Source organism: Roseicella sp. DB1501, from assembly GCF_013112485.1.
In the GTDB taxonomy this organism is placed as follows: domain Bacteria; phylum Pseudomonadota; class Alphaproteobacteria; order Acetobacterales; family Acetobacteraceae; genus Paracraurococcus.
In genome coordinates this window covers 1-18,377 of record NZ_JABFHG010000013.1, presented here as the reverse complement: position 1 = coordinate 18,377, position 18,377 = coordinate 1, and the positions used below count along the sequence as shown (strand labels likewise).

Genomic DNA, 18,377 nt, shown 5'->3' with positions numbered 1-18,377 from the left:
GCGCATCGCCGTCAGCCCTCCTCCGCCAGCGCGCCGGCCGCGGCGACATGCACCATCAGCGTCTCCAACCGGTCCGCCTCGGCGGCGGGCTTGTCGGTGCGGATGCGGGCGATGCGCGGGAAGCGCAGCGCGACGCCCGATTTGTGCCGGCTGCTGCGCTGCGCCGCGTCGAAGATCACCTCCAGCACCAGCGCCTTCTCCACCTCCCGCACCGGGCCGAAGCGGCCGGTGGTGTGGTTGCGGATCCAGCGGTCGAGCCAGCCGAGCTCCTCGTCGGTATAGCCGGAATAGGCCTTCCCCACGGGGACCAGCTCCTCGCCCCCCTCCCCGTCCGGCCGCCACAGGCCGAAGGTGTAGTCGGAATAGAAGCTGCTGCGCTTGCCGTGGCCGCGCTGGGCGTACATCAGCACCGCGTCGATGCTGAGCGGGTCGCGCTTCCACTTCCACCACAGCCCCTTCACCCGGCCGGCGACATAGGGGCTGTCGGCGCGCTTCAGCATCAGCCCCTCGATCGAGGCGGCGCGGGCGCCGTCGCGGATCTCGCCGAGCTGCGCGACGGAGGCGAAGGCGATCTGCGGCGAGAGGTCCATCCGCGCCGGCGCGACCCGCGCCACCCACTCCTCCAGCCGTGCCCGGCGCGCATCGAAGGGCAGCGCCCGCAGATCCTCCTCGCCCTCGAAGAGCAGGTCGTAGAGCCGCACGCCGGCCGGGTGGTCCTGCAGCATCTTCGCCGTCACCGCCTTGCGGTTCAGCCGCTGCTGCAGGTCGGCGAAGGGGGCGACGAGGCCGTCGCGCATCACCAGCAACTCGCCGTCCAGCACGGCGTGGAAGTCCATCGCCTCGAGGATCTCGGGGAAGGCGCCCGAGACATCCTCGCCGCCGCGGCTCCAGATGCGCCGCCCGCCGGGGCCGGCGACGAGCTGCACGCGGATGCCGTCCCATTTCCACTCGGCCCGCCATTCGCCGGGATCGAGCGCCGCCACATCCGGCTCCTCCAGCGGATGCGCCAGCATCAGCGGGCGGAAGACCGGCACGTCGCGCGGGTCCGGCCGCGCCGCCTGACCCTCCAGCCAGCGGAACAGCGGCAGGTAGGGCGGCGCGACGCCATGCCAGACCTCCTCGATCGCCTCGACCGGTTGGCCGGACCACTCGGCCAGCGCGACGCGCGCCAGCCGGCCGGAGACGCCGACCCGGAGCCCGCCGGTGATGAGCTTGATCAGCGCCAGCCGGCCGCTGGCGTCCAGCGCGTCCAGCCAGCCGGCGATCAGCCCCGGCAGCTCGCCCTTCGGCGTCAGCTCCAGCGCCTCCACCACCTCGGCCAGCGAGGGCGGCGGCGCGTTCACCCCGACGCGGGCCGGCCAGATCAGCGCCACCGTCTCGGCCAGGTCGCCGACATAGTCGTGGCTGAGCGCGAAGAGCACCGGATCGGTGCGGGCCACGGCGAGGTCGCGGATCAGCCAGGGCTTGGCGGCGGTGAAGACCAGCTCCTCGGTCAGCGCGGCGAGGCCGATGCCGCGATCCGGATCGGGCTGATGCGCGAACCAGTCCCGCAGCAGGGCCAGCTTGGCGAGGCGCCCGGGGGTGAAGACCAGCCGCTCCAGCAGCGCGGCGAAGGCCGGCACGCTCATGTGCTTTCGCCGCGGCGCGCGGCCGCATCTTCCGTTTCGCCGCGGCGCGCGGCCGCCCCGCCAACCCCGTGCGCCGCGGCGGTGGCGGCTTCGCCGCCATCGTCCGGAACCGCGGCGTTCGCGCCCTCCGATGCCGCACCGGGCGGCGGGTCGTCCTCCTCCTCGCCGAGGCCGACCAGGTGCAGCGCCCGGCCGCGGATGCCGCGCTGCGCCAGGGCATGCACCAGCGCATCGTCGCGGCCATGCGTCACCCAGACCTCCGGCGCCCCCACCTCGTCGATGGTGCGGTTGAGGTCGTCCCAGTCGGCATGGTCCGAGATCACCAGCGGCAGCTCGACGCCGCGCGTCCGGGCGCGCTGCCGCACCCGCATCCAGCCGCTCGCCAGGCCGACCACCGGCTCGGCCAGCCGCCGCGCCCAGCGGTCCTGCACCGCCGAGGGCGGCGCCAGCACGATGGCGCCGCGCAGCGCCGCCTTGGCCGCGACCGTCGCCGGCGCCAGCGGGCCGAGCGGCACGCCGAGCTCCTCATAGAGCCGGCAGAGCGACACCAGCGCGCCGTGCAGATGGATCGGCGCCTCCCAGCCCGCCTCCCGCAGCAGCCGGATCAGCCGCTGGCACTTGCCGAGGGCGTAGCAGCCGACGACATGCGTCCGCTCGGGGAAGAGGGCGAGGCTCTTCAGCAGCTTCGCCACCTCCTCCTCCGGCGGCGGGTGGCGGAAGACCGGCAGGGCGAAGGTCGCCTCGGTGACGAAGACGTCGCAGCCGCCGAGGCCGCCGCCGCGCGACGGCACCACCTCGAAGGGGGCGCAGGTCGGGTCGCGCTGGCGCTTGTAGTCGCCCGAGACCACCGCCCGGCTCCCCTGCCAGTCGAGCACCACCTGGGCCGAGCCGAGCACATGCCCGGCCGGCAGGAGGCGGATCTCGACGCCCCCTTGCCGCAGCACCTCGCCGGGCAGGATCGGCTGCTGCACCCGCCCCGCCCCGGCCTCGCCCATGCGGGCGCGCATGATGGCGAGGGTCTCGGGCGTCGCCAGCACCGCGTCATGGCCGGGGCGGGCATGGTCGGCATGGCCATGGGTGATGACGGCACGCTCGACCGGGCGGACCGGGTCGATGGTGAAGCCGCCCGGCTCGCAATGCAGCCCTTGCGGCGTGACGCGCAGCCATGTCTCTGGATGCGGAGGCATCTGGTCTCCGGATGTCCTACCCTAGAGCATTTTCCGTTCACCTGCGTTCACGGCAAATGCTCTATCCTGTTGTTTTCAGAGCATCTTCACCCGTTCGAGTGTGTCCACTCGAACGGGATCTGCCCTAGGCGAATTCCCGGCCCCCCTTGGCGGGACACGGCATGGGGTCGATACAAGCTGTGTCGCATGTGACGCAGGACAAGCCGCGGCATCCCGTGATCGGAACCGCGCGGCGCGTTGCGCGTCCTTCAAGACCGGTCTCGCAACGGCATGGGGGAATGGCGCCGCATGGCGGCAGAGGGGCAATCACCGGAGCGCGCGGCCGGACCGGCGCCGGCAGCGCCGCGGCCGGCCGGGGAGGACCAGTTCCGGGCCCTCGCGGATGCCGCGCCGGTCATGATCTGGCGGGCCGATCTCAGCGGCGGCTGCGACTATGTCAACCAGCCCTGGCTCGACTTCACCGGCCGGGCGCTGGAGCAGGAGCTCGGCCAGGGCTGGGTCGAGGCGGTGCATCCCGAGGACCTCGAGCGTTGCCGCCGCATCTTCGACGCGGCCTTCGAGAGCCGGCGCGAGTTCACCGTGGATTTCCGCCTGCGCCGGCATGACGGCGCCTGGCGCTGGCTGCTCGGCAAGGGGCGCCCCTTCCAGGCCGAGGGACGCTTCGCCGGCTTCCTCGGCAGCTGCATCGACTATACCGAGGCGAAGCAGGCGCTGGAGGACCACCGGCGGGCGCTGGAGGAGCGCGAGGAGCTGCTCTCCGAGCTGCATCATCGGGTGAAGAACAACACCCAGGCCACGACCTCCTTCCTCAGCCTGCAGGCCAGCCGCGCCAGCGACCCGGCGGTCGCGGCCGCCCTGCGCGGGGCGGCGATGCGGGTGATGCTCGCCACCCTGGTGCAGGACCGCATGTTCCGCGTGCCGCCCGATGGCGGCGTCGATCTCGGCGCCGAGCTGGCGACGACGGCCAACACCGCCCTCGAGGTCGCCGGCCGGCCCGGCATCGACTTCACCCTGACCCTCGAGGACCGGCTGACCCTGCCGGTCGCCCAGGCGACGCCGATCGCGCTGATCGTCAACGAGCTGGTGGTGAACGCCGCGCGGCACGCCTTCCCCGGCGGCCGGCCGGGCCATATCCGCCTGGCCCTGCGGCGCCCGGGCCCCGGTCTCGGCGAGGTCGTGGTCGAGGATGACGGCATCGGCCTCGCCGAGACCCTGCCGCGCAACACGCCGCAGGGCTGCCTCGGCCTGCACCTGATGCCGCGGCTGGCGCGGCAGGCGCATGCCACGCTGAAGCTCGACGGCCGCGACGGCGTGACGGCGGTGCTGCGCTTCGCCTGCCGCTGACGCGGAAGGGCGCGGCGCGCCGCCACGGGCATGTGATCCGCCGCCATGCCGCCACGCGGCCCGGCCGGGCGTCCCTCCGCATGGCACGGCGGAGGGCGATGGCATGGCCGGGAGGGAGAACGGGGCCGAGGCGGAGAAGGGCCCGGACCTGGCGGCGGGCGTGCCGCTCTCGGCGCTCGCGGATGGCGGGATGCTCGCCGGGCATGTCGGCGAGGAGGCGGTGCTGCTCGCTCGCCGCGGCGAGGAGGTCTTCGCCCTCGGCGCCCATTGCACGCATTACGGCGCGCCGCTCGCGACCGGCCTCATGGTCGGGGAAACGGTACGCTGCCCCTGGCACCATGCCTGCTTCTCGCTGCGGACCGGCGAGGCCGAGCGGGCCCCGGCCTTCGACCCGCTCGCTCGCTGGGAGGTGTTGCGCGAGGGCGAGCGCATCCGGCTGGGCGGCAAGCTGCCCGCCCCGGCGCCGCGCCGGCTGCCGCCCGCCCCCACCGCCGCCCCCGGGGCCCCGTCGCGCATCGTCATCCTCGGCGGCGGCGCCGCTGGCTTCGCCGCGGCCGAGCGGCTGCGGCGGGAAGGTTATGCGGGCAGCCTCGCCCTGCTGAGCGAGGATGCGGACGTTCCCTATGACCGGCCCAACCTGTCGAAGGACTACCTGGCCGGCGAGGCGGAGGAGGGCTGGATGCCGCTGCGCCCGGAGGGCTGGTACGGGGAGCAGGGCATCGACCTTCGCCTCGCCACCCGCGTCGACCGCATCGACCCGGCCGGCCGCACCGTTCATCTCGCCGCTGGCACCGCCCTCCCCTATGACCGGCTGCTGCTGGCGACCGGCGCCGAGCCGGTGCGGCCCCCCTTCCCCGGCGCCGAGGATCCGGGCGTGCTGGTGCTGCGCTCCTGGGCCGATTGCCGGGGGCTGATCGCCCGGGCCGAGGGCGCCCGCAGCGCCGTGCTGGTCGGCGCCGGCTTCATCGGCCTTGAGGTCGCGGCGGCGCTGCGGCAACGCGGCCTGGCGGTGACGGTGGTGGCGCCGCAGCCGCGGCCGCTGGAACGGGTGCTCGGCCCCGAACTGGCCGGGGTGGTGCGGCAGGTGCACGAGGGCCAGGGGGTGCAGTTCCGCCTCGGCGAGGAGGTGGCGGCGGTGGCGCCGGACCGGGTGCGGCTGAAATCCGGCGCCGAGATCGTCGCCGACCTCGTCCTGCTCGGCACCGGCGTCAGGCCGCGTACGGCGCTGGCCGAGGCGGCCGGGATCGCGGTGGAGAACGGCATCCTGGTCGATGCGATGCTGGAGACCAGCATCCCCGGCATCTTCGCCGCCGGCGACGTGGCGCGCTGGCCGGACCCGCATAGCGGCGGCCGCATCCGGGTCGAGCACTGGGTGGTGGCCGAGCGCATGGGCCAGGCGGCGGCGCTGGCCATGCTCGGCCGCGGCGCGCCCTTCGATGCGGTGCCCTTCTTCTGGAGCCGGCACTACCACGACCTCAACATCGACTATCTCGGCCATGCCGAGCGCTGGGACGGCGTCGCCATCGAGGGCGACCTGGCGGAGAAGCGCGCCGTGCTGCGCTACCGCGCCGGCGGCCGGGTGCTGGCGGTGGCGACGGTGGACCGGGACCGGGAGAACCTGCGTCTCGAGGCGGCGATGGAGGCCGGGCCGCTGCCGGCCTGACACCAAGTGCGCGAAGGTTTCACCTTCGCGCCCCTCGAACGCCGGGCGCTGCCTCCGGCAGCTTGGCTTCGCGCCGCTCGGCGCGGCGCCCATTCGGGCGCTCGGCCCTGCGGGCCGGAGGTCGGTACTTCGTGCCCCGGGTATGACACCAATGGCCCCTGTCCTCGCTTCCGGGGCTTCTGGGGCGCCGGGCGGTTGGCGCCGCGAACATGTCGCTTGTATGAAGCGCGCCGCGCCGCGCGGGCGCTTCACCGTTGCGGTGCGGGCCGTCATAGTGGCCCCCGAATGCGAACATTACCGGAACCTTTCGCCGGCTGGTTCGCCGCCCGCGGCTGGACGCCGCGGCCGCACCAGCTGGCCCTCTGCCGCGCCGCGGCGGCGGGGGAGAGCGCCCTGCTCATCGCCCCGACCGGCGGCGGCAAGACCCTCGCCGGCTTCCTCCCCAGCCTGATCGCGCTGGCCGACCGGCCGCGCCGCGCGGGGCCGGGGGCGCTGCACACCCTCTATGTCTCGCCGCTGAAGGCGCTCGCCGTCGACATCGCCCGCAACCTCCTCGCCCCGGTCGAGGCGCTCGGCCTGCCGATCCGCATCGAGACCCGTACCGGCGACACGCCGCAGAACCGCCGCGCCCGGCAGAAGGAGGACCCGCCGGAGATCCTGCTGACCACGCCGGAAAGCCTGCTGCTGCTGCTCTCCCAGCCGGAGGCGGCGACCTATTTCGCCGGGCTCGGCGCCGTGGTGGTGGACGAGATCCATGCCCTGGCCGGCAGCAAGCGCGGCGACCAGCTGGCGCTGGCTCTCTCCCGCCTCGCCACGCTGGCGCCGGCGGCGCGGCGGGTCGGCCTCTCGGCGACGGTCGCGCATCCCGAGCCGCTGCGCGCCTTCCTCTCGCCGACCGGCCGGGCCGGGGATGTGCGGCTCATCCAGGTGCGCGGCGGCGCGCCGCCCGCCCTCTCCGTCGTGCTGCCCGAGGGGCACCTGCCCTGGGGCGGGCATATGGGCCTCGCCTCGGCACCCGAGATCTACCGCCGCATCGAGGCGGCGCGCGTCACCATTGTCTTCGTCAACACCCGCGCCCAGGCGGAGCTGGTCTTCCAGGCGCTGTGGAAGCTGAACGACGCCGTGCTGCCGATCGCGCTGCATCACGGCAGCCTGACCATCGAGCAGCGCCGCAAGGTCGAGGCGGCGATGGCGGCGGGCAGGCTGCGCGGCGTGGTGGCGACCGCCTCGCTCGATCTCGGCATCGACTGGGGCGATGTCGACCAGGTGATCCAGGTGGGGGCGCCGAAGGGCGTGGCGCGGCTGCTGCAACGGGTTGGCCGCGCCAATCACCGCATGGACGAGCCCTCGCGGGCCATGCTGGTCCCGGCCAACCGCTTCGAGGTGGTGGAATGCGCCGCGGCGCTCGAGGCGGTGCGGCACGAGGAGCTGGATGGCGACGCGCCGCGGCCGGGTGGGCTCGACGTGCTGGCGCAGCACATCCTCGCCATGGCCTGCCACGCCCCCTTCCGGCCCGACGACCTCCATGCCGAGGTGACGCGCGCCGCGCCCTATGCCGGCCTCTCCCGCCGCGACTTCGACGACGTGCTGCGCTTCGTCGAGGATGGCGGCTATGCGCTGCGTGTCTATGACCGCTTCCGCAAACTGTTCCGCGATGCCGAGGGCCTCGTGCATGTGCGGGACCAGCGCGTGGCGCGGCAGCTCCGGATGAATCTCGGCACCATCGTCGAGAGCCCGATGGTCAAGGTGCGGCTGCGCGGCGGTCCCGTGCTCGGCGAGGTGGAGGAGTGGTTCGTCTCCACCCTGGAGCCGGGCGACAATTTCATGTTCGCCGGCCAGGCGCTGCGCTTCGAGGCGCTGGATGCGATGAGCGCCGTGGTCTCGCGCGGCGGCGAGGGGGAGCTGCGCGTGCCGACCTATGCCGGCTCGCGCATGCCGCTCTCCACCTGGCTGGCGGCGCGGGTGCGGGAGATCCTGCACGAGCCGCGCAAGTGGCGCCTGCTGCCGGCGCCGGTGCAGGACTGGCTGCGGCTGCAGCGCCGGCGTTCCGCCCTGCCGGAGAAGGACGGGCTGCTGGTCGAGACCTTCCCGCGCGGCGGCCGCTGGTTCATGGTCGCCTATTGCTTCGAGGGGCGGCTGGCGCACCAGACCTTGGGGATGCTGGTGACGAAGCGCATGGAGCGCGCCGGCTTCGCCCCGCTCGGCTACCTCGCCACCGATTACGTCCTCGCCACCTGGAGCGCCTTCGAGCCGGAAGGCATCGAGGCGCTGTTCGAGGAGGACCTGCTCGGCGAGGATCTCGAGGAGTGGATGGCCGAGAGCTCCATGCTCCGCCGCACCTTCCGCAACATCGCCACCATCGCCGGCCTGATCGAGAAGCACCATCCGGGACACGAGAAGCGCCCCCGCCAGATGACCATGAATGCCGACCTGATCTACGACGTGCTGCGCAAGCACGAGCCCGACCACATCCTGCTCCGCGCCACGCGGCAGGAAGCCGCGGGCGGCCTCACCGACGTCGCCCGCATCGGCCTGGTGCTGGCGCGCGCCCGCGGGCGCATCCGCCACATGCGGCTCGACCGCGTCTCGCCCCTCGCCGTGCCGGCGCTGATCGAGGAGGGGCGCGAATGGGTCGCAGGCGGCGCCGAGGATGCGCTGCTCGCCGAGGCGGCGGCGCTGGTCGAGGAGGTGACCGGCGGCGACGAGATCTTCGCCGAGACGCTCGCCGAGGTGACCGAGGGCATCCGGGTGCGTGCCGGCGTGGTGGACACGCCGCGCCACCGCCACGGCAAGGAGCGGCCGCGCCGCGCCCGCTTCGTCCGCAGCGCCCCGAAGAGCCTGAACGACGCATGATACCGTCGCGCCTGCATCCTGACTTGCAGCCGGCGATGCCGGTTAAGCGCCCGAATGGGCGCCGCCGCTGGTGCGGCTTAGCCAAGCGACGGAGGGCGTTGATGTGGCAACATCAATGCATGCGGGCATGACCCCAGCGCCGCTGCACATCGCCGGCGAGCGGCTGATGCTCGACCCCGCCGGGCTGCTCGCCTGGCCGGCCCGGCAGACCCTCGTCGTCGGCGACCTGCATCTGGAGAAAGGCAGCGCCTTCGCCCGCGCCGGGCGCTTCCTGCCGCCCTACGATACGCGGGAGACGCTCTCGCGTTTGCAGCTCGCGCTGCGCCGCTGGCGGCCGGCGCGGCTGATCGCCCTCGGCGACAGCTTCCACGATGCCGAGGGATCCCGCCGCATGGCGGCCGAGGATGCGGCGCTGCTGCACCGGCTGCTGGCCGGGATCGAGATGCTCTGGGTGCTCGGCAACCACGATCCCGCACCGCCCGCCGGCCTGCCCGGCACCGCGGTCGAGGAATACCGCGAGGGGCGGCTGACCTTCCGCCACGAGGCGCGGCGCGGCGCGCTCGCCCCGGCCGAGATCTCCGGGCATTTCCACCCGAAGGCGACCATGCCGACGCGCTGCGGCGGCGTCACCCGCCCCTGCTTCGTCGCCGATGCCTGGCGCGTCATGCTGCCGGCCTTCGGCGCCTATACGGGCGGGCTCGATGCCGGCGATCCCGCCATCGCCGGCCTGTTCCCGCGCGGGGCGCGGCTCTTCCTGCTCGGGCGCGACCGGCTCTACAGCCTGCCGACCGGCCCGGTCCGCGCCCGGCCGGCCGCGGCCGCCACTGGTTCCGCCAAGGATGGCGCCGCTACGGATACAGGAGCTGGGTGATCGGGTAGATCACGCCATTGGTGGCCGGGATGCCGGGCCCGTCGATCAGGGCCGGCGCGCCGACATTGAGGCCGCCCGCGCCGAAGGTGCCGGATTGCTGCTCGGGGGCAGGGTTGGTCAGCGCGATCACGCCGTTCTGCGAGGCGATGCGCACCACGCCGCCGGCGACGGTCTTGAAGGTGTTGTCGCCCTGCATCTCCGCGGGCGTGAGGGCGACGCCCGAGATCACGTGGTAGCCGATCAGCGCGCGCAGCCGCAGCAGGTCGGGGCTGGCGCCCGAGAGGGTGCCGCCGCCGCCCTGCTCGCCGCCACCGCCGCTGCCCTGGGCGAGCAGGTTGTTGATCAGCGCCGCCGAGGCCTGGTTGAAGGCGGAGGCGGTCGGCGCGAAGACGGTGACCATGGCAGCGCTGCGGAACTGGTCCGTCGTCCCGGCCCGGCCGACCAGTTCGACGAAGCGGTTGAAGCGGCTGTCGCCGGCCAGGGTATCGATGACGTTGCGCGACTGCGCCCGGGCGGCGGGCAACCGGGCGAGCAGGCCGAAACCGGCGGCGCCGAGGAGCAGGCGTCGGTCGAGGAGGGGCATGCGGGATGTCCTTTCGTGGCGCCGGACCGGCCCGGATGGGCGGGTCGCGGGTGCCACGCGGCAACGCCGGGCGGCCCTGTCGGTTCGCCTGGAAACCGAGTTACGCTTGGCGCGTTTCAACCATTCGTGCCAAGACGCGCTCGGGCTGTAGGCGAAACGTTGCCGTGACGTGACCGGCCTAGCGCATCGTGCAATGCCGAGGGCGCCCTACATCAATCCGATGGATCAATCTGTCCTGTTCTCCTGCCGGCAAGCTCCGCCGTTCGGCCATGCAGCAGTCTCGAAGTGCGCCCGCCTGCGGCGGGAGAGCCCGTGACCGCGGGCGCCATGGCCGATCTGCAGCGGCGCGGCTTCGCCGGGCTGCGGGTGGTGGGCGACGTGCATGGCGACGCCGTCGCCTTCGGCCATGCGGTGGCGGGGGCCGAGGCGGAGAAGCTCTTCCTGCTGCAACTCGGCGACCTGACGGATCACGGCCCGGACAGCCCGGCGGTGCTGCGCCTGATCTTCGGCCTGATCGATGCGCGGCGCGGCCGCTTCCTGCTCGGCAACCACGACCACAAGCTGCGGCGGGCGCTGCTCGGGCAGCGGGTGCATTTCGCCGCCGAGGGCCTCGGCCGGACGCTTGATCAGCTCGCCCAGGCGCCGGACGGGCCGGCGCTGTCGCAGCGCGCCATCGCCGAGATCGCCGTGGCGCCGGCTTGGCTGCGGCTCGGCACCTGGTTCTTCGTGCATGCCGCCTGGCATCCGGCGATGCTGACGCGCCCCCCGCCGCCTGATGCCGGGGCGCAGAAGCCGGATCCGGTGGTCTCGCGCGCGCTGTTCGGGCTGGTGACCGGGCGGGTGCAATGGGATGGCTATCCCGAGCGGCTGCATGGCTGGATCGACCGCATCCCGGCCGGGATGGTGGTCTATTGCGGCCATGATGTCCGCTCGCCCGATGGCCGGCCCTATGTGCAGGAGGGCGAGGCGGGCGGCCGCGCCGTCTTCCTCGATACCGGCGCCGGCAAGGGCGGGCATCTCTCCTGGATCGACCTGCGCTGGTAGGGCAGGCCCGCTCGTCCATGCCGGTTCGCAGGGCGCTTGCCGTGCAGCCGGCTGAGACCGGCGCTGGCGACCGAAGGCGTTCGTGCGCCAGCGCGAGCGCACATTAATTCTCACCCATCGCGGCGGATGATGAAGCCGTTCGCCACCCGCTCCATGCCGAGCTTCGGATACCAGCGCATCGGATCGGGCGCCGAGAGCAGCAGCAGCATGCAGCCCGGCCCGAGGATGCGCTTGGTCTCGGCGATCAGCCCGCGCCCGACGCCCTTCCCCTGCCAGGCGGGATCGACGCAGAGATCGGAGAGGTAGCAGCAATAGGCGAAGTCGGTGACGGAGCGCGCCACGCCGGCGAGCCGCCCCTCTGCGTCGCGCGCGGTGACGACGAGGTTGGCGCCGGCCAGCATTGCCGCCATGCGCCCTGTGTCCTGCACCGGCCGGCCGAGGCCCGAGGCGCGCACCACGGCGATGAACTCCGCCGGGTCCAGCCGCCCCTCCTCGCGCGCGAAGGCGATGCCGGGCGGCGGCACGGCGAGGGCGGCCCAGGCGGCATGGCCGGCGAGGATGGGCGGATCGGGCGCGGGATCGGTCATGCCGCCATGCTCCCCGGCCCGGGCCGCGCCGGCAAGCGCCTCTCCAGGGGCCGGACGTCGTGGGGCGCTACGCCCAGAGCTTCGGGTTCAGCAGCAGCCCGGCGATCGCCGCCGAGATGGCCTCCAGCAGCCGTTCCCCCTTCTCGGCGCTTGCCGTCCGGGCATCGCCGATCACCCCGCTCTCCGAGATGGCGCGGAAGGAGCGGCGCAGCGCCAGGCCGGGCGGCTGGCCCTCGACGCGGGTCGACATCGGCCCATGCGCCTCGGCGAGGCGGTCCAGGCGCACGCTGTCGGGCCGCAGCGCCAGCATCATGCTGGTCTCCGCCTCGCAGGCATGCATCAGGCCGGATTGCCGCTCGAGGATCGGCGCGATCACCTCCGGCACCATGTGCCAGTAGGTGCCGGCCGCGACCTTGATGCCGAGCGCGATGGTGAATTCCGAGGCGGCGACCATCACCGCCTCGGCATTGCCGCCATGGCCGTTCAGCAGCATCACCCGCCGGAAGCCGTGCCGCGCCGCCGAGCGGGCGATGCCGCGCAGCGCGCCGGCGAAGCTCTCGTAATCGAGCGTCACCGTGCCGCCGAATTCCATGTGGTGCTCGGCGAGGCCGGTCCAGACGACTGGCGTCACCACCACCGGCGCCCCGGCGGCGGCGATGCGCGCCGCGGTGCGGGCGGCGACGCCGCCGGCGAGGAGGATGTCCACCCCCGTCGCCATATGCGGCCCGTGCTGCTCCAGCGAGGCGACCGGGACGATCACCAGCGCATCCGCGGCGGCGCGGGCGCGCAGCTCCTCGGCGGTCAGCCGCATCCATTCGGTCTCGGTGGCCATGCCCCCTTCCCCCTCGCTGCCCGGCGATCCTGGCATCCCAGGTGGGCGGCGTCAGCCCGGGGATGCCAGGATTGCCGGCCCCTGCCGGTCACGTTGCCCGCTCGTAGACCACCGTGCTGCCATCCTCGGCGCGGGTCTTCCAGCCGATCCAGGTGCCGTCGGCGGCGTAGCGGGCCTCGGACTCCGTGTCGCCCGTCGCGTGCCAGAGCGTGCCGCCCTCGGGCAGCGCCTGGCGGCTCCACTGGACCCGCAGCAGCTGCCCGCTGTCGTCGTCGAAGAGCGGCCGGCCGAAGCGGCGGCTGTCCCACCAGGTCAGCGGCGCCGCCGCCGCCGGCAGGCGGAAGCGGCCGGACGGCGCCTGGACCTGGACGGCATCCTCCGCCGCCTCGGCCCGCATCTCGGTCACCGTGCCGTTGCGGTCGAGCCGGGAGGCGGCGCGGCGCAGCCGGTCCCCGGCCCAGACCTCCTCGAAGCGGTGGCTGAAGCGGAAGACGGTGATGCCGAGCAGCTTCACCAGGATGTCGACCTCGGTACGGGCGGTGAGCTCGCCGGCGGATTGCACGAAGGCCACGCGGTGGGTGCCGATGGCGCTGCCCTCCCGCATCACCCGGAAGCGGATCTCGCCCGGCAGCGCCCGGGCCGGGCGGGCGAGCAGCAGGCCGAGCGCCGGCAGGGCGCGCCGCGGCAGGCGGCGCGCCGGCAGGGCGGAGGCCAGGGGGCGGGCGGGTGGCATCGGGCGGGTCACTCCTGCAAGGGGCGGGGAAGATAGAGATGGCAAGACGGAGATAAAGGGCGGGGAGATAAAGGGTGACGGGGCAGACAGGGCCGCCGAAGGGGGCAGGACAAGGCGGGCGGGAAGTGGCAACATGCGGGGCGATGCGACAGCTCCTGCTGCTGCGGCACGCGAAGTCCTCCTGGGACGACCCGGCCCTCTCCGACCACGCCCGTCCGCTCAACGCGCGAGGCCGCCGGGCGGCGGCGGCCATCGCCCAGGCCATGCGGGAGCTGGGCCTCGGCCCCGACCTCGTCCTCGTCTCCTCCGCCCGGCGGACGCTGCAGACGCTGGAGGCCCTGACCCCCTTCGAGGATGCGGCGCTGATCGAGCCGATGGACGCGCTCTACCTCGCGCCCTGGCGCCGGCTGCTCGAGGCGCTGCAGGAGGTGCCGGAGACGGTGCGCAGCGTGCTGCTCATCGGCCACAATCCGGGGCTGCACGAGCTCGCCCTGGTCCTGGCCGGGCCGCAGGGCGTCAGCCGCGGCGGTGCCGACATGCAGCGGCTGGCCGAGGGCTACCCGACCGGCGCGCTGGCCGAATTCACCATCGCCAGCCCCTGGCGCCTGCTGGATTCGGGGGGTGGACGACTTGTGCGATTCATCCAGCCGCGCGACCTTCTGGCAGCCGATTCGACGGAGACCCTCTCCTGACCAACCCCGTTGGGGCGGAAGCCCTGGCGCCGCCCGAGCCCCAGGTCGAGACGCCTGCATCCGACACTGGCCTGGCGCTGGAATTCGCGCTGGACCCGGAAGCCGCGCCCCGCCTCGCGCGGCATCCGGCAGTGGCGGGCGCGCGCGGCGGCCGCGCCCGCGGCGCCGCCTCCGATCTCATCTGGCTCGACACCGCCGAGGGCAAGCTGGCCGCGGAGGGCCTGGCGATCGAGGAGGGCCAGCGCGGCCAGCGGCAGGTGCTGCGGGTGATGCCCGAGGCGGACCAGGCCTGGCTGCCAGGCACGCCGCCCATGCCCCTCGACGGGCAGGCGCCGCAGCCGGGGCATGTGGTGCCCATCGCCGCCTTCAGCGGCCGCCGCAGCCTGCTGCCGCTGACGACGCCTCTCGGCCCGGTGCAGGCGCTGCTGCGCGCCGGCAAGCTGCGCGCGGTGGCGGATGAGCGGCCGGTGGCGCGGCTGCAGCTGCAGGGGGAGGTCGAGGCGGTGCTCGGCCTCGCCGGACGGCTCGCCGCAGACCTGCCGCTGCTGCCGCCCCGGGCGGCGCTGGCCGAGGAGGGGCGCGCCTTGGCCCGCGGCGAGACGCCGCGCCCCCGCCGCCGCGGCCCGCCCGACCTGGCCGGGGCGGCGACGGTGGAGCGGGCCCTGCTCGCGGCGATCGGCCATCTGCTGGAGGTGATGCTCTACCAGGAGCCCGCCTGCCGGCTCGGCGCCGGGCCCGAGGGGGTGCACCAGATGCGCGTCGGGCTGCGCCGGCTGCGCTCGGTGCTGAAGGTCTTCCGCCCCGCGGCCGGCGGGCCGGCGCTGCGGGAATTCGATGCCGGGCTGAAGGCGCTGGCCGACCGGCTGGGGCCGGCGCGGGACTGGGATGTCTTCCTCGGCGGGCTCGGCGCCCAGCTCGCCGAAGCCATGCCCGAGGATCGGCGCATCGCCGCCCTGCTGAAGGCGGCGGAGGCGCGGCGGCAGGCCGCCTATGTCGCCCTCCGCGCCACGCTCGACGGCCCCGGCTTCCGCGCCCTGATGCTGACCGGGCTCGGCCTGCTGCTGCGCCGGCCCTGGCGCGAGGCGCCGCCGGACGAGCCGGAGGCGGCGGAACGGCTGGCGCGGCTGGACGAGCCGCTGCCCGATTTCGCCGCCGCCCTGCTCGACAAGCGCTGGCACAAGCTCTGCGCCGAGGGCGAGGATATCGAGGCGCATTCCGCTGCGGCGCTGCACGAGGTGCGGCTGGAGGCCAAGCGGCTGCGCTACCCGGCCGAGCTCTTCGCGCCGCTCTGGCCGGGCAAGGCGACGCGGCGCTTCCAGCGGCGCCTCGCGGCGCTGCAGGAGGCCCTCGGGCTGGCCAATGACACCGCGGTGGCGCGCAGCCTCGTCGCCTCGCTCGGCGGCGCCGTGCCGGCCTGGGCGGTCGGCGCGGCGGAGGGCTTCGCCGCCGCCCGCAGCACCGCGGCCCGCACGGAGGCGCTCGAGGCCTGGGCGGCGCTGATGGATGCGGGACCGTTCTGGGATTGAGATCGGGTTTTCGCGGGTTCCATCGCGATGCGCCCGGCCTGCGCCGGACCGGACCTGCGCGACGCTTCGGCACCGGGCCCGATGCGTTGCCAAACGCGCGCCATGCGACGATATCTTGCGGCGCACCACGCGTTCGCCCTCCTTGGAGGCGCCGCAATCCTAAGGACTGATAAGCCATGAGCAGCTCGGCAACCGGGGCGGCAAAGCCGACCGTCACCGTCACGCTTGATGGGTCCAACCGCAGCACGCGCCTGCCTGTGCTCTCCGGCTCGATCGGCCCGGACGTGGTGGATATCCGCAAGCTCTATGGCGATCTCGGTGTCTTCACCTTCGATCCCGGCTACGGCGCGACCGCGAGCTGCGAGAGCAAGATCACCTATATCGATGGCGATGCCGGGGTGCTGCTCTATCGCGGCTACCCGATCGAGCAGCTCGCCGAGCAGTCGGACTTCATCGAGGTCTCCTACCTGCTGATGTATGGCGACCTGCCGACCCCCTCGCAGCTCGAGGCGTTCCGCAAGGGCGTCACCTACCACACCATGGTGCACGAGCAGCTGCGGCGCTTCTTCGACGGCTTCCGCCGCGACGCGCATCCGATGGCGGTGATCTGCGGCGTGGTCGGGGCGCTGGCCGCCTTCTACCACGACAACCTCGACATCAACGATCCGCACCAGCGCGAGATCGCCGCCTACCGGCTGATCGCCAAGATCCCGACCATCGCAGCCTGGGCCTACAAATACTCGATCGGCCAGCCCTTCATGTATCCGCGCAACGACCTGAGCTATGCGGAGAATTTCCTCTACATGCTCAACGCCGTGCCGTCGGAATCCTGGAAGCCGAACCCGATCCTGTCGCGCGCCATGGATCGCATCCTGGTGCTGCACGCGGACCACGAGCAGAACGCCTCCACCTCCACGGTGCGGCTCGCGGGCTCGACGGGTGCCAATCCCTTCGCCTGCGTTGCCGCCGGCATCGCCGCCCTCTGGGGCCCGGCGCATGGCGGCGCCAACGAGGCGGTGCTGAAGATGCTCGGCGAGATCGGCAGCCCGGAGAACATCCCGCAATTCATCAGCGAGGTGAAGGACAAGAACTCCCACACCAAGCTCATGGGCTTCGGCCACCGGGTCTACAAGAACTTCGACCCGCGCGCGAAGATCATGAAGGAGACCTGCCACGAGGTGCTGGCTGAGCTCGGCATCAAGGACGAGCCGCTGCTCGACATGGCGATGGAGATGGAGCGTATCGCCCTCTCGGACGACTACTTCATCCAGCGCAAGCTCTACCCGAACGTCGACTTCTATTCGGGCATCATCCTGAAGGCGATGGGCATCCCGACGAGCATGTTCACCGTGCTCTTCGCCGTGGCGCGCACCGTCGGCTGGGTGAGCCAGTGGAAGGAGATGATCGAGGATCCGTCGCAGCGCATCGGCCGCCCGCGGCAGATCTATACCGGCGCGACGCAGCGCGACTACGTGCCGGTCGACCGCCGCGGCTGAGCACGGCGCGCCGCTCCGATGCCAGGGCCCGCCGGACATGTCCGGCGGGCCTTTTTTCTGACCTGGCCGGCAGCGGCGAAAAGATGCGGAACCAGAACGTAGACTGAATGCAGAATACGCGATGCAATAATACGCGCATCAACCGTGGAGAATGCGAAGGATTTCAGAACAAATTACGCTTCAAACGAAAAACGCCCTTGCGTCATGCCTTACGCAATCACAACATTGCGAGTACGGTACATTAAGCTCACGGGAATACCCTCAATGAACGAGGCGCACGCCGCGGTTTGTCACGTGGGACTCGATCGCCAGGTTCGACGTCAGCTGCGCAAATGGCCTCAGCGTCCGCCGGGCGTCATGCCGAGCCTGAACCAGCCCGGCACCTGGCTGCGCGGCCGGCCGGGCGATGCCGCAGGCCCGGCGCATCCCTTCCTCAAGCTGCCGGGTTCCAACCGGCTGCGCACGCTGCCCGACGGGCTGTGGCTGCATTTCAGCCCCTCGGCCGGCGATCCCTATGTCGACATCCTCGGCCTTATGGCGCTGTGACACCTAACCTAATCGTTAATCGTTGACGTAACCCTGTGGTGCTGATCGGATTGCGGTTAACCGATCAGAGGCGCCAATGGCCGACCAAGTGATGCCTGCTCTCGTTAAGCGTCGCGCCGAGTTGATGGCTGAGTTGGAGAAAGCCCAAGGGCACGTGCAGCAGCTCCACGCCGACCTCGCCAGCCTCGACGCCGTGATCCGCCAGTTCGATCCCGACTATCCTGTGGGGAACATCCGGCCGCGCTACCGACGTGCAGCGTCGGCGGCCGAGTTCGGGTCGATGAGCAGGACTGTGCTGGACATTCTGCGGCGGGATGGCGGGGCGCTGAGCACACGGGACATAGCGGATCAGATCATCGCAGAGCGGGCGCTCAACGCCGGCGACAAGGGGCTGCGCAGCAACATGGTGAAGCGGGTCAACATGGCACTGCGCTATCAGCGCACCAATGGCATGGTGCGCGAGGTAGCTATGGCCGGCGCGGAGGCCGCGTGGGAGATCGCCACCTAAACTAGGCACACGTCGAGGCTACGGCGTGTTCCTGAGCGATCTTGATTCGGGTGATCGTGTCCACTACGCCTGCTCGGAGCATCGGCCGGAGCGGGGGGTGGATCGCAGCAACATGGGGATGACGCTCGAAGAGAAGAAGCGGGAATTCAACGCCCATAGTATGCGTCAGCCCACGCTGGTGGGTTGACGGCTTGGCCTGAAGTTCCAGGGTAGCAGCTCGTCGATACGGGTGATGGGGTGGCCATTTGCGAGGCGGTCGAGCACGGCTGCGATGTAGGCTTCCG

Annotated in this window: 17 protein-coding genes; 10 read left to right on the top strand and 7 right to left on the bottom strand. The window is 72.6% G+C overall.

The genetic code is table 11. The features are described from left to right. Positions 1–11 precede the first annotated feature (11 nt). Together HJG45_RS22000 and HJG45_RS21995 are read right to left on the bottom strand one after the other, a co-directional pair. Positions 12–1,628, bottom strand: coding sequence for a cisplatin damage response ATP-dependent DNA ligase (locus HJG45_RS22000; protein WP_171615119.1), 1,617 nt, complete (start codon positions 1,626–1,628; stop codon positions 12–14). Beyond that, the gene (locus HJG45_RS21995; RefSeq protein WP_171615117.1) at positions 1,625–2,815 is read right to left on the bottom strand and encodes a ligase-associated DNA damage response exonuclease; all 1,191 of its coding nucleotides are present in this window, start codon (positions 2,813–2,815) and stop codon (positions 1,625–1,627) included. The genes HJG45_RS22000 and HJG45_RS21995 overlap by 4 nt, the downstream gene beginning before the upstream one ends. 288 nt (positions 2,816–3,103) lie before the next feature. On the opposite strand from HJG45_RS21995, the gene HJG45_RS21990 reads away from it, so the two are divergent. From HJG45_RS21990 to pdeM, 4 genes are all read left to right on the top strand, one after another. Continuing rightward, complete coding sequence (locus tag HJG45_RS21990; protein ID WP_171615115.1) at positions 3,104–4,159, top strand: sensor histidine kinase; 1,056 nt, start codon at positions 3,104–3,106, stop codon at positions 4,157–4,159. 103 nt (positions 4,160–4,262) lie between these two features. Continuing rightward, positions 4,263–5,822 carry an FAD-dependent oxidoreductase gene (locus HJG45_RS21985; RefSeq protein ID WP_171615113.1) on the top strand — a complete coding sequence of 520 codons (1,560 nt, stop codon included), beginning with the start codon at positions 4,263–4,265 and terminating at the stop codon, positions 5,820–5,822. A 285-nt stretch (positions 5,823–6,107) separates the two neighbouring features. Next, a complete protein-coding gene (locus tag HJG45_RS21980) occupies positions 6,108–8,675 on the top strand; it encodes a ligase-associated DNA damage response DEXH box helicase (RefSeq protein ID WP_171615111.1) in 2,568 nt (855 codons plus the stop codon). 127 nt (positions 8,676–8,802) lie between these two features. After that, positions 8,803–9,546: a ligase-associated DNA damage response endonuclease PdeM gene (pdeM, locus tag HJG45_RS21975; RefSeq protein ID WP_171615109.1), complete on the top strand. Its 744-nt coding sequence runs from the start codon at positions 8,803–8,805 to the stop codon at positions 9,544–9,546. Here the strand turns inward: pdeM and HJG45_RS21970 are convergent. Further along, positions 9,524–10,129 (bottom strand): fasciclin domain-containing protein, encoded by a 606-nt coding sequence (locus tag HJG45_RS21970; protein WP_171615107.1) that lies wholly within the window; start codon positions 10,127–10,129, stop codon positions 9,524–9,526. The genes pdeM and HJG45_RS21970 overlap by 23 nt on opposite strands. Positions 10,130–10,456: 327 nt before the next feature. Here HJG45_RS21970 and HJG45_RS21965 point away from each other — a divergent pair, with 327 nt between their 5' ends. Further along, on the top strand, positions 10,457–11,173 hold the full coding sequence (locus HJG45_RS21965; RefSeq protein ID WP_171615403.1) for a metallophosphoesterase: 717 nt from the start codon (positions 10,457–10,459) through the stop codon (positions 11,171–11,173). A gap of 110 nt (positions 11,174–11,283) precedes the next feature. On the opposite strand, the gene HJG45_RS21960 is transcribed toward HJG45_RS21965, so the two are convergent. The 3 genes from HJG45_RS21960 to HJG45_RS21950 all read right to left on the bottom strand — a co-directional run bounded on the left by HJG45_RS21960 (position 11,284) and on the right by HJG45_RS21950 (position 13,325). Beyond that, positions 11,284–11,760, bottom strand: a complete 477-nt coding sequence (locus HJG45_RS21960; protein WP_171615105.1) for a GNAT family N-acetyltransferase — start codon at positions 11,758–11,760, stop codon at positions 11,284–11,286. Between the two features lie 67 nt (positions 11,761–11,827). Beyond that, complete coding sequence (locus tag HJG45_RS21955) at positions 11,828–12,592, bottom strand: creatininase family protein (protein ID WP_171615103.1); 765 nt, start codon at positions 12,590–12,592, stop codon at positions 11,828–11,830. A gap of 88 nt (positions 12,593–12,680) precedes the next feature. Continuing rightward, a complete protein-coding gene (locus tag HJG45_RS21950) occupies positions 12,681–13,325 on the bottom strand; it encodes a DUF6134 family protein (RefSeq protein ID WP_171615101.1) in 645 nt (214 codons plus the stop codon). A gap of 143 nt (positions 13,326–13,468) precedes the next feature. Between HJG45_RS21950 and HJG45_RS21945 the strand changes: the two genes are divergently transcribed. The 5 genes from HJG45_RS21945 to HJG45_RS21925 all read left to right on the top strand — a co-directional run bounded on the left by HJG45_RS21945 (position 13,469) and on the right by HJG45_RS21925 (position 18,093). Next, positions 13,469–14,017 carry a histidine phosphatase family protein gene (locus HJG45_RS21945; protein WP_171615099.1) on the top strand — a complete coding sequence of 183 codons (549 nt, stop codon included), beginning with the start codon at positions 13,469–13,471 and terminating at the stop codon, positions 14,015–14,017. Between the two features lie 131 nt (positions 14,018–14,148). Beyond that, positions 14,149–15,543: a CHAD domain-containing protein gene (locus HJG45_RS28965; RefSeq protein WP_171615097.1), complete on the top strand. Its 1,395-nt coding sequence runs from the start codon at positions 14,149–14,151 to the stop codon at positions 15,541–15,543. Between the two features lie 176 nt (positions 15,544–15,719). Continuing rightward, positions 15,720–17,039, top strand: coding sequence for a citrate synthase (gltA, locus tag HJG45_RS21935; protein WP_171615095.1), 1,320 nt, complete (start codon positions 15,720–15,722; stop codon positions 17,037–17,039). Positions 17,040–17,396: 357 nt separating this feature from the next. Further along, positions 17,397–17,585, top strand: coding sequence for a hypothetical protein (locus HJG45_RS21930; RefSeq protein WP_171615093.1), 189 nt, complete (start codon positions 17,397–17,399; stop codon positions 17,583–17,585). 76 nt (positions 17,586–17,661) lie between these two features. Continuing rightward, positions 17,662–18,093: a hypothetical protein gene (locus tag HJG45_RS21925; RefSeq protein WP_171615091.1), complete on the top strand. Its 432-nt coding sequence runs from the start codon at positions 17,662–17,664 to the stop codon at positions 18,091–18,093. Positions 18,094–18,258: 165 nt separating this feature from the next. Here HJG45_RS21925 and HJG45_RS21915 read toward each other — a convergent pair whose 3' ends face one another. Then, positions 18,259–18,366 (bottom strand): transposase domain-containing protein, encoded by a 108-nt coding sequence (locus tag HJG45_RS21915; protein WP_408902020.1) that lies wholly within the window; start codon positions 18,364–18,366, stop codon positions 18,259–18,261. Positions 18,367–18,377 lie beyond the last annotated feature (11 nt).

Coding starts and splice junctions, on each gene's coding strand:
- HJG45_RS22000 (WP_171615119.1), bottom strand. CDS start 1,628: ATGAGCGTGCCGGCCTTCGCCGCGCTGCTGGAGCGGCTGGTCTTCACC.
- HJG45_RS21995 (WP_171615117.1), bottom strand. CDS start 2,815: ATGCCTCCGCATCCAGAGACATGGCTGCGCGTCACGCCGCAAGGGCTG.
- HJG45_RS21990 (WP_171615115.1), top strand. CDS start 3,104: ATGGCGGCAGAGGGGCAATCACCGGAGCGCGCGGCCGGACCGGCGCCG.
- HJG45_RS21985 (WP_171615113.1), top strand. CDS start 4,263: ATGGCCGGGAGGGAGAACGGGGCCGAGGCGGAGAAGGGCCCGGACCTG.
- HJG45_RS21980 (WP_171615111.1), top strand. CDS start 6,108: ATGCGAACATTACCGGAACCTTTCGCCGGCTGGTTCGCCGCCCGCGGC.
- pdeM (WP_171615109.1), top strand. CDS start 8,803: ATGACCCCAGCGCCGCTGCACATCGCCGGCGAGCGGCTGATGCTCGAC.
- HJG45_RS21970 (WP_171615107.1), bottom strand. CDS start 10,129: ATGCCCCTCCTCGACCGACGCCTGCTCCTCGGCGCCGCCGGTTTCGGC.
- HJG45_RS21965 (WP_171615403.1), top strand. CDS start 10,457: ATGGCCGATCTGCAGCGGCGCGGCTTCGCCGGGCTGCGGGTGGTGGGC.
- HJG45_RS21960 (WP_171615105.1), bottom strand. CDS start 11,760: ATGACCGATCCCGCGCCCGATCCGCCCATCCTCGCCGGCCATGCCGCC.
- HJG45_RS21955 (WP_171615103.1), bottom strand. CDS start 12,592: ATGGCCACCGAGACCGAATGGATGCGGCTGACCGCCGAGGAGCTGCGC.
- HJG45_RS21950 (WP_171615101.1), bottom strand. CDS start 13,325: ATGCCACCCGCCCGCCCCCTGGCCTCCGCCCTGCCGGCGCGCCGCCTG.
- HJG45_RS21945 (WP_171615099.1), top strand. CDS start 13,469: ATGCGACAGCTCCTGCTGCTGCGGCACGCGAAGTCCTCCTGGGACGAC.
- gltA (WP_171615095.1), top strand. CDS start 15,720: ATGAGCAGCTCGGCAACCGGGGCGGCAAAGCCGACCGTCACCGTCACG.
- HJG45_RS21930 (WP_171615093.1), top strand. CDS start 17,397: ATGCCGAGCCTGAACCAGCCCGGCACCTGGCTGCGCGGCCGGCCGGGC.
- HJG45_RS21925 (WP_171615091.1), top strand. CDS start 17,662: ATGGCCGACCAAGTGATGCCTGCTCTCGTTAAGCGTCGCGCCGAGTTG.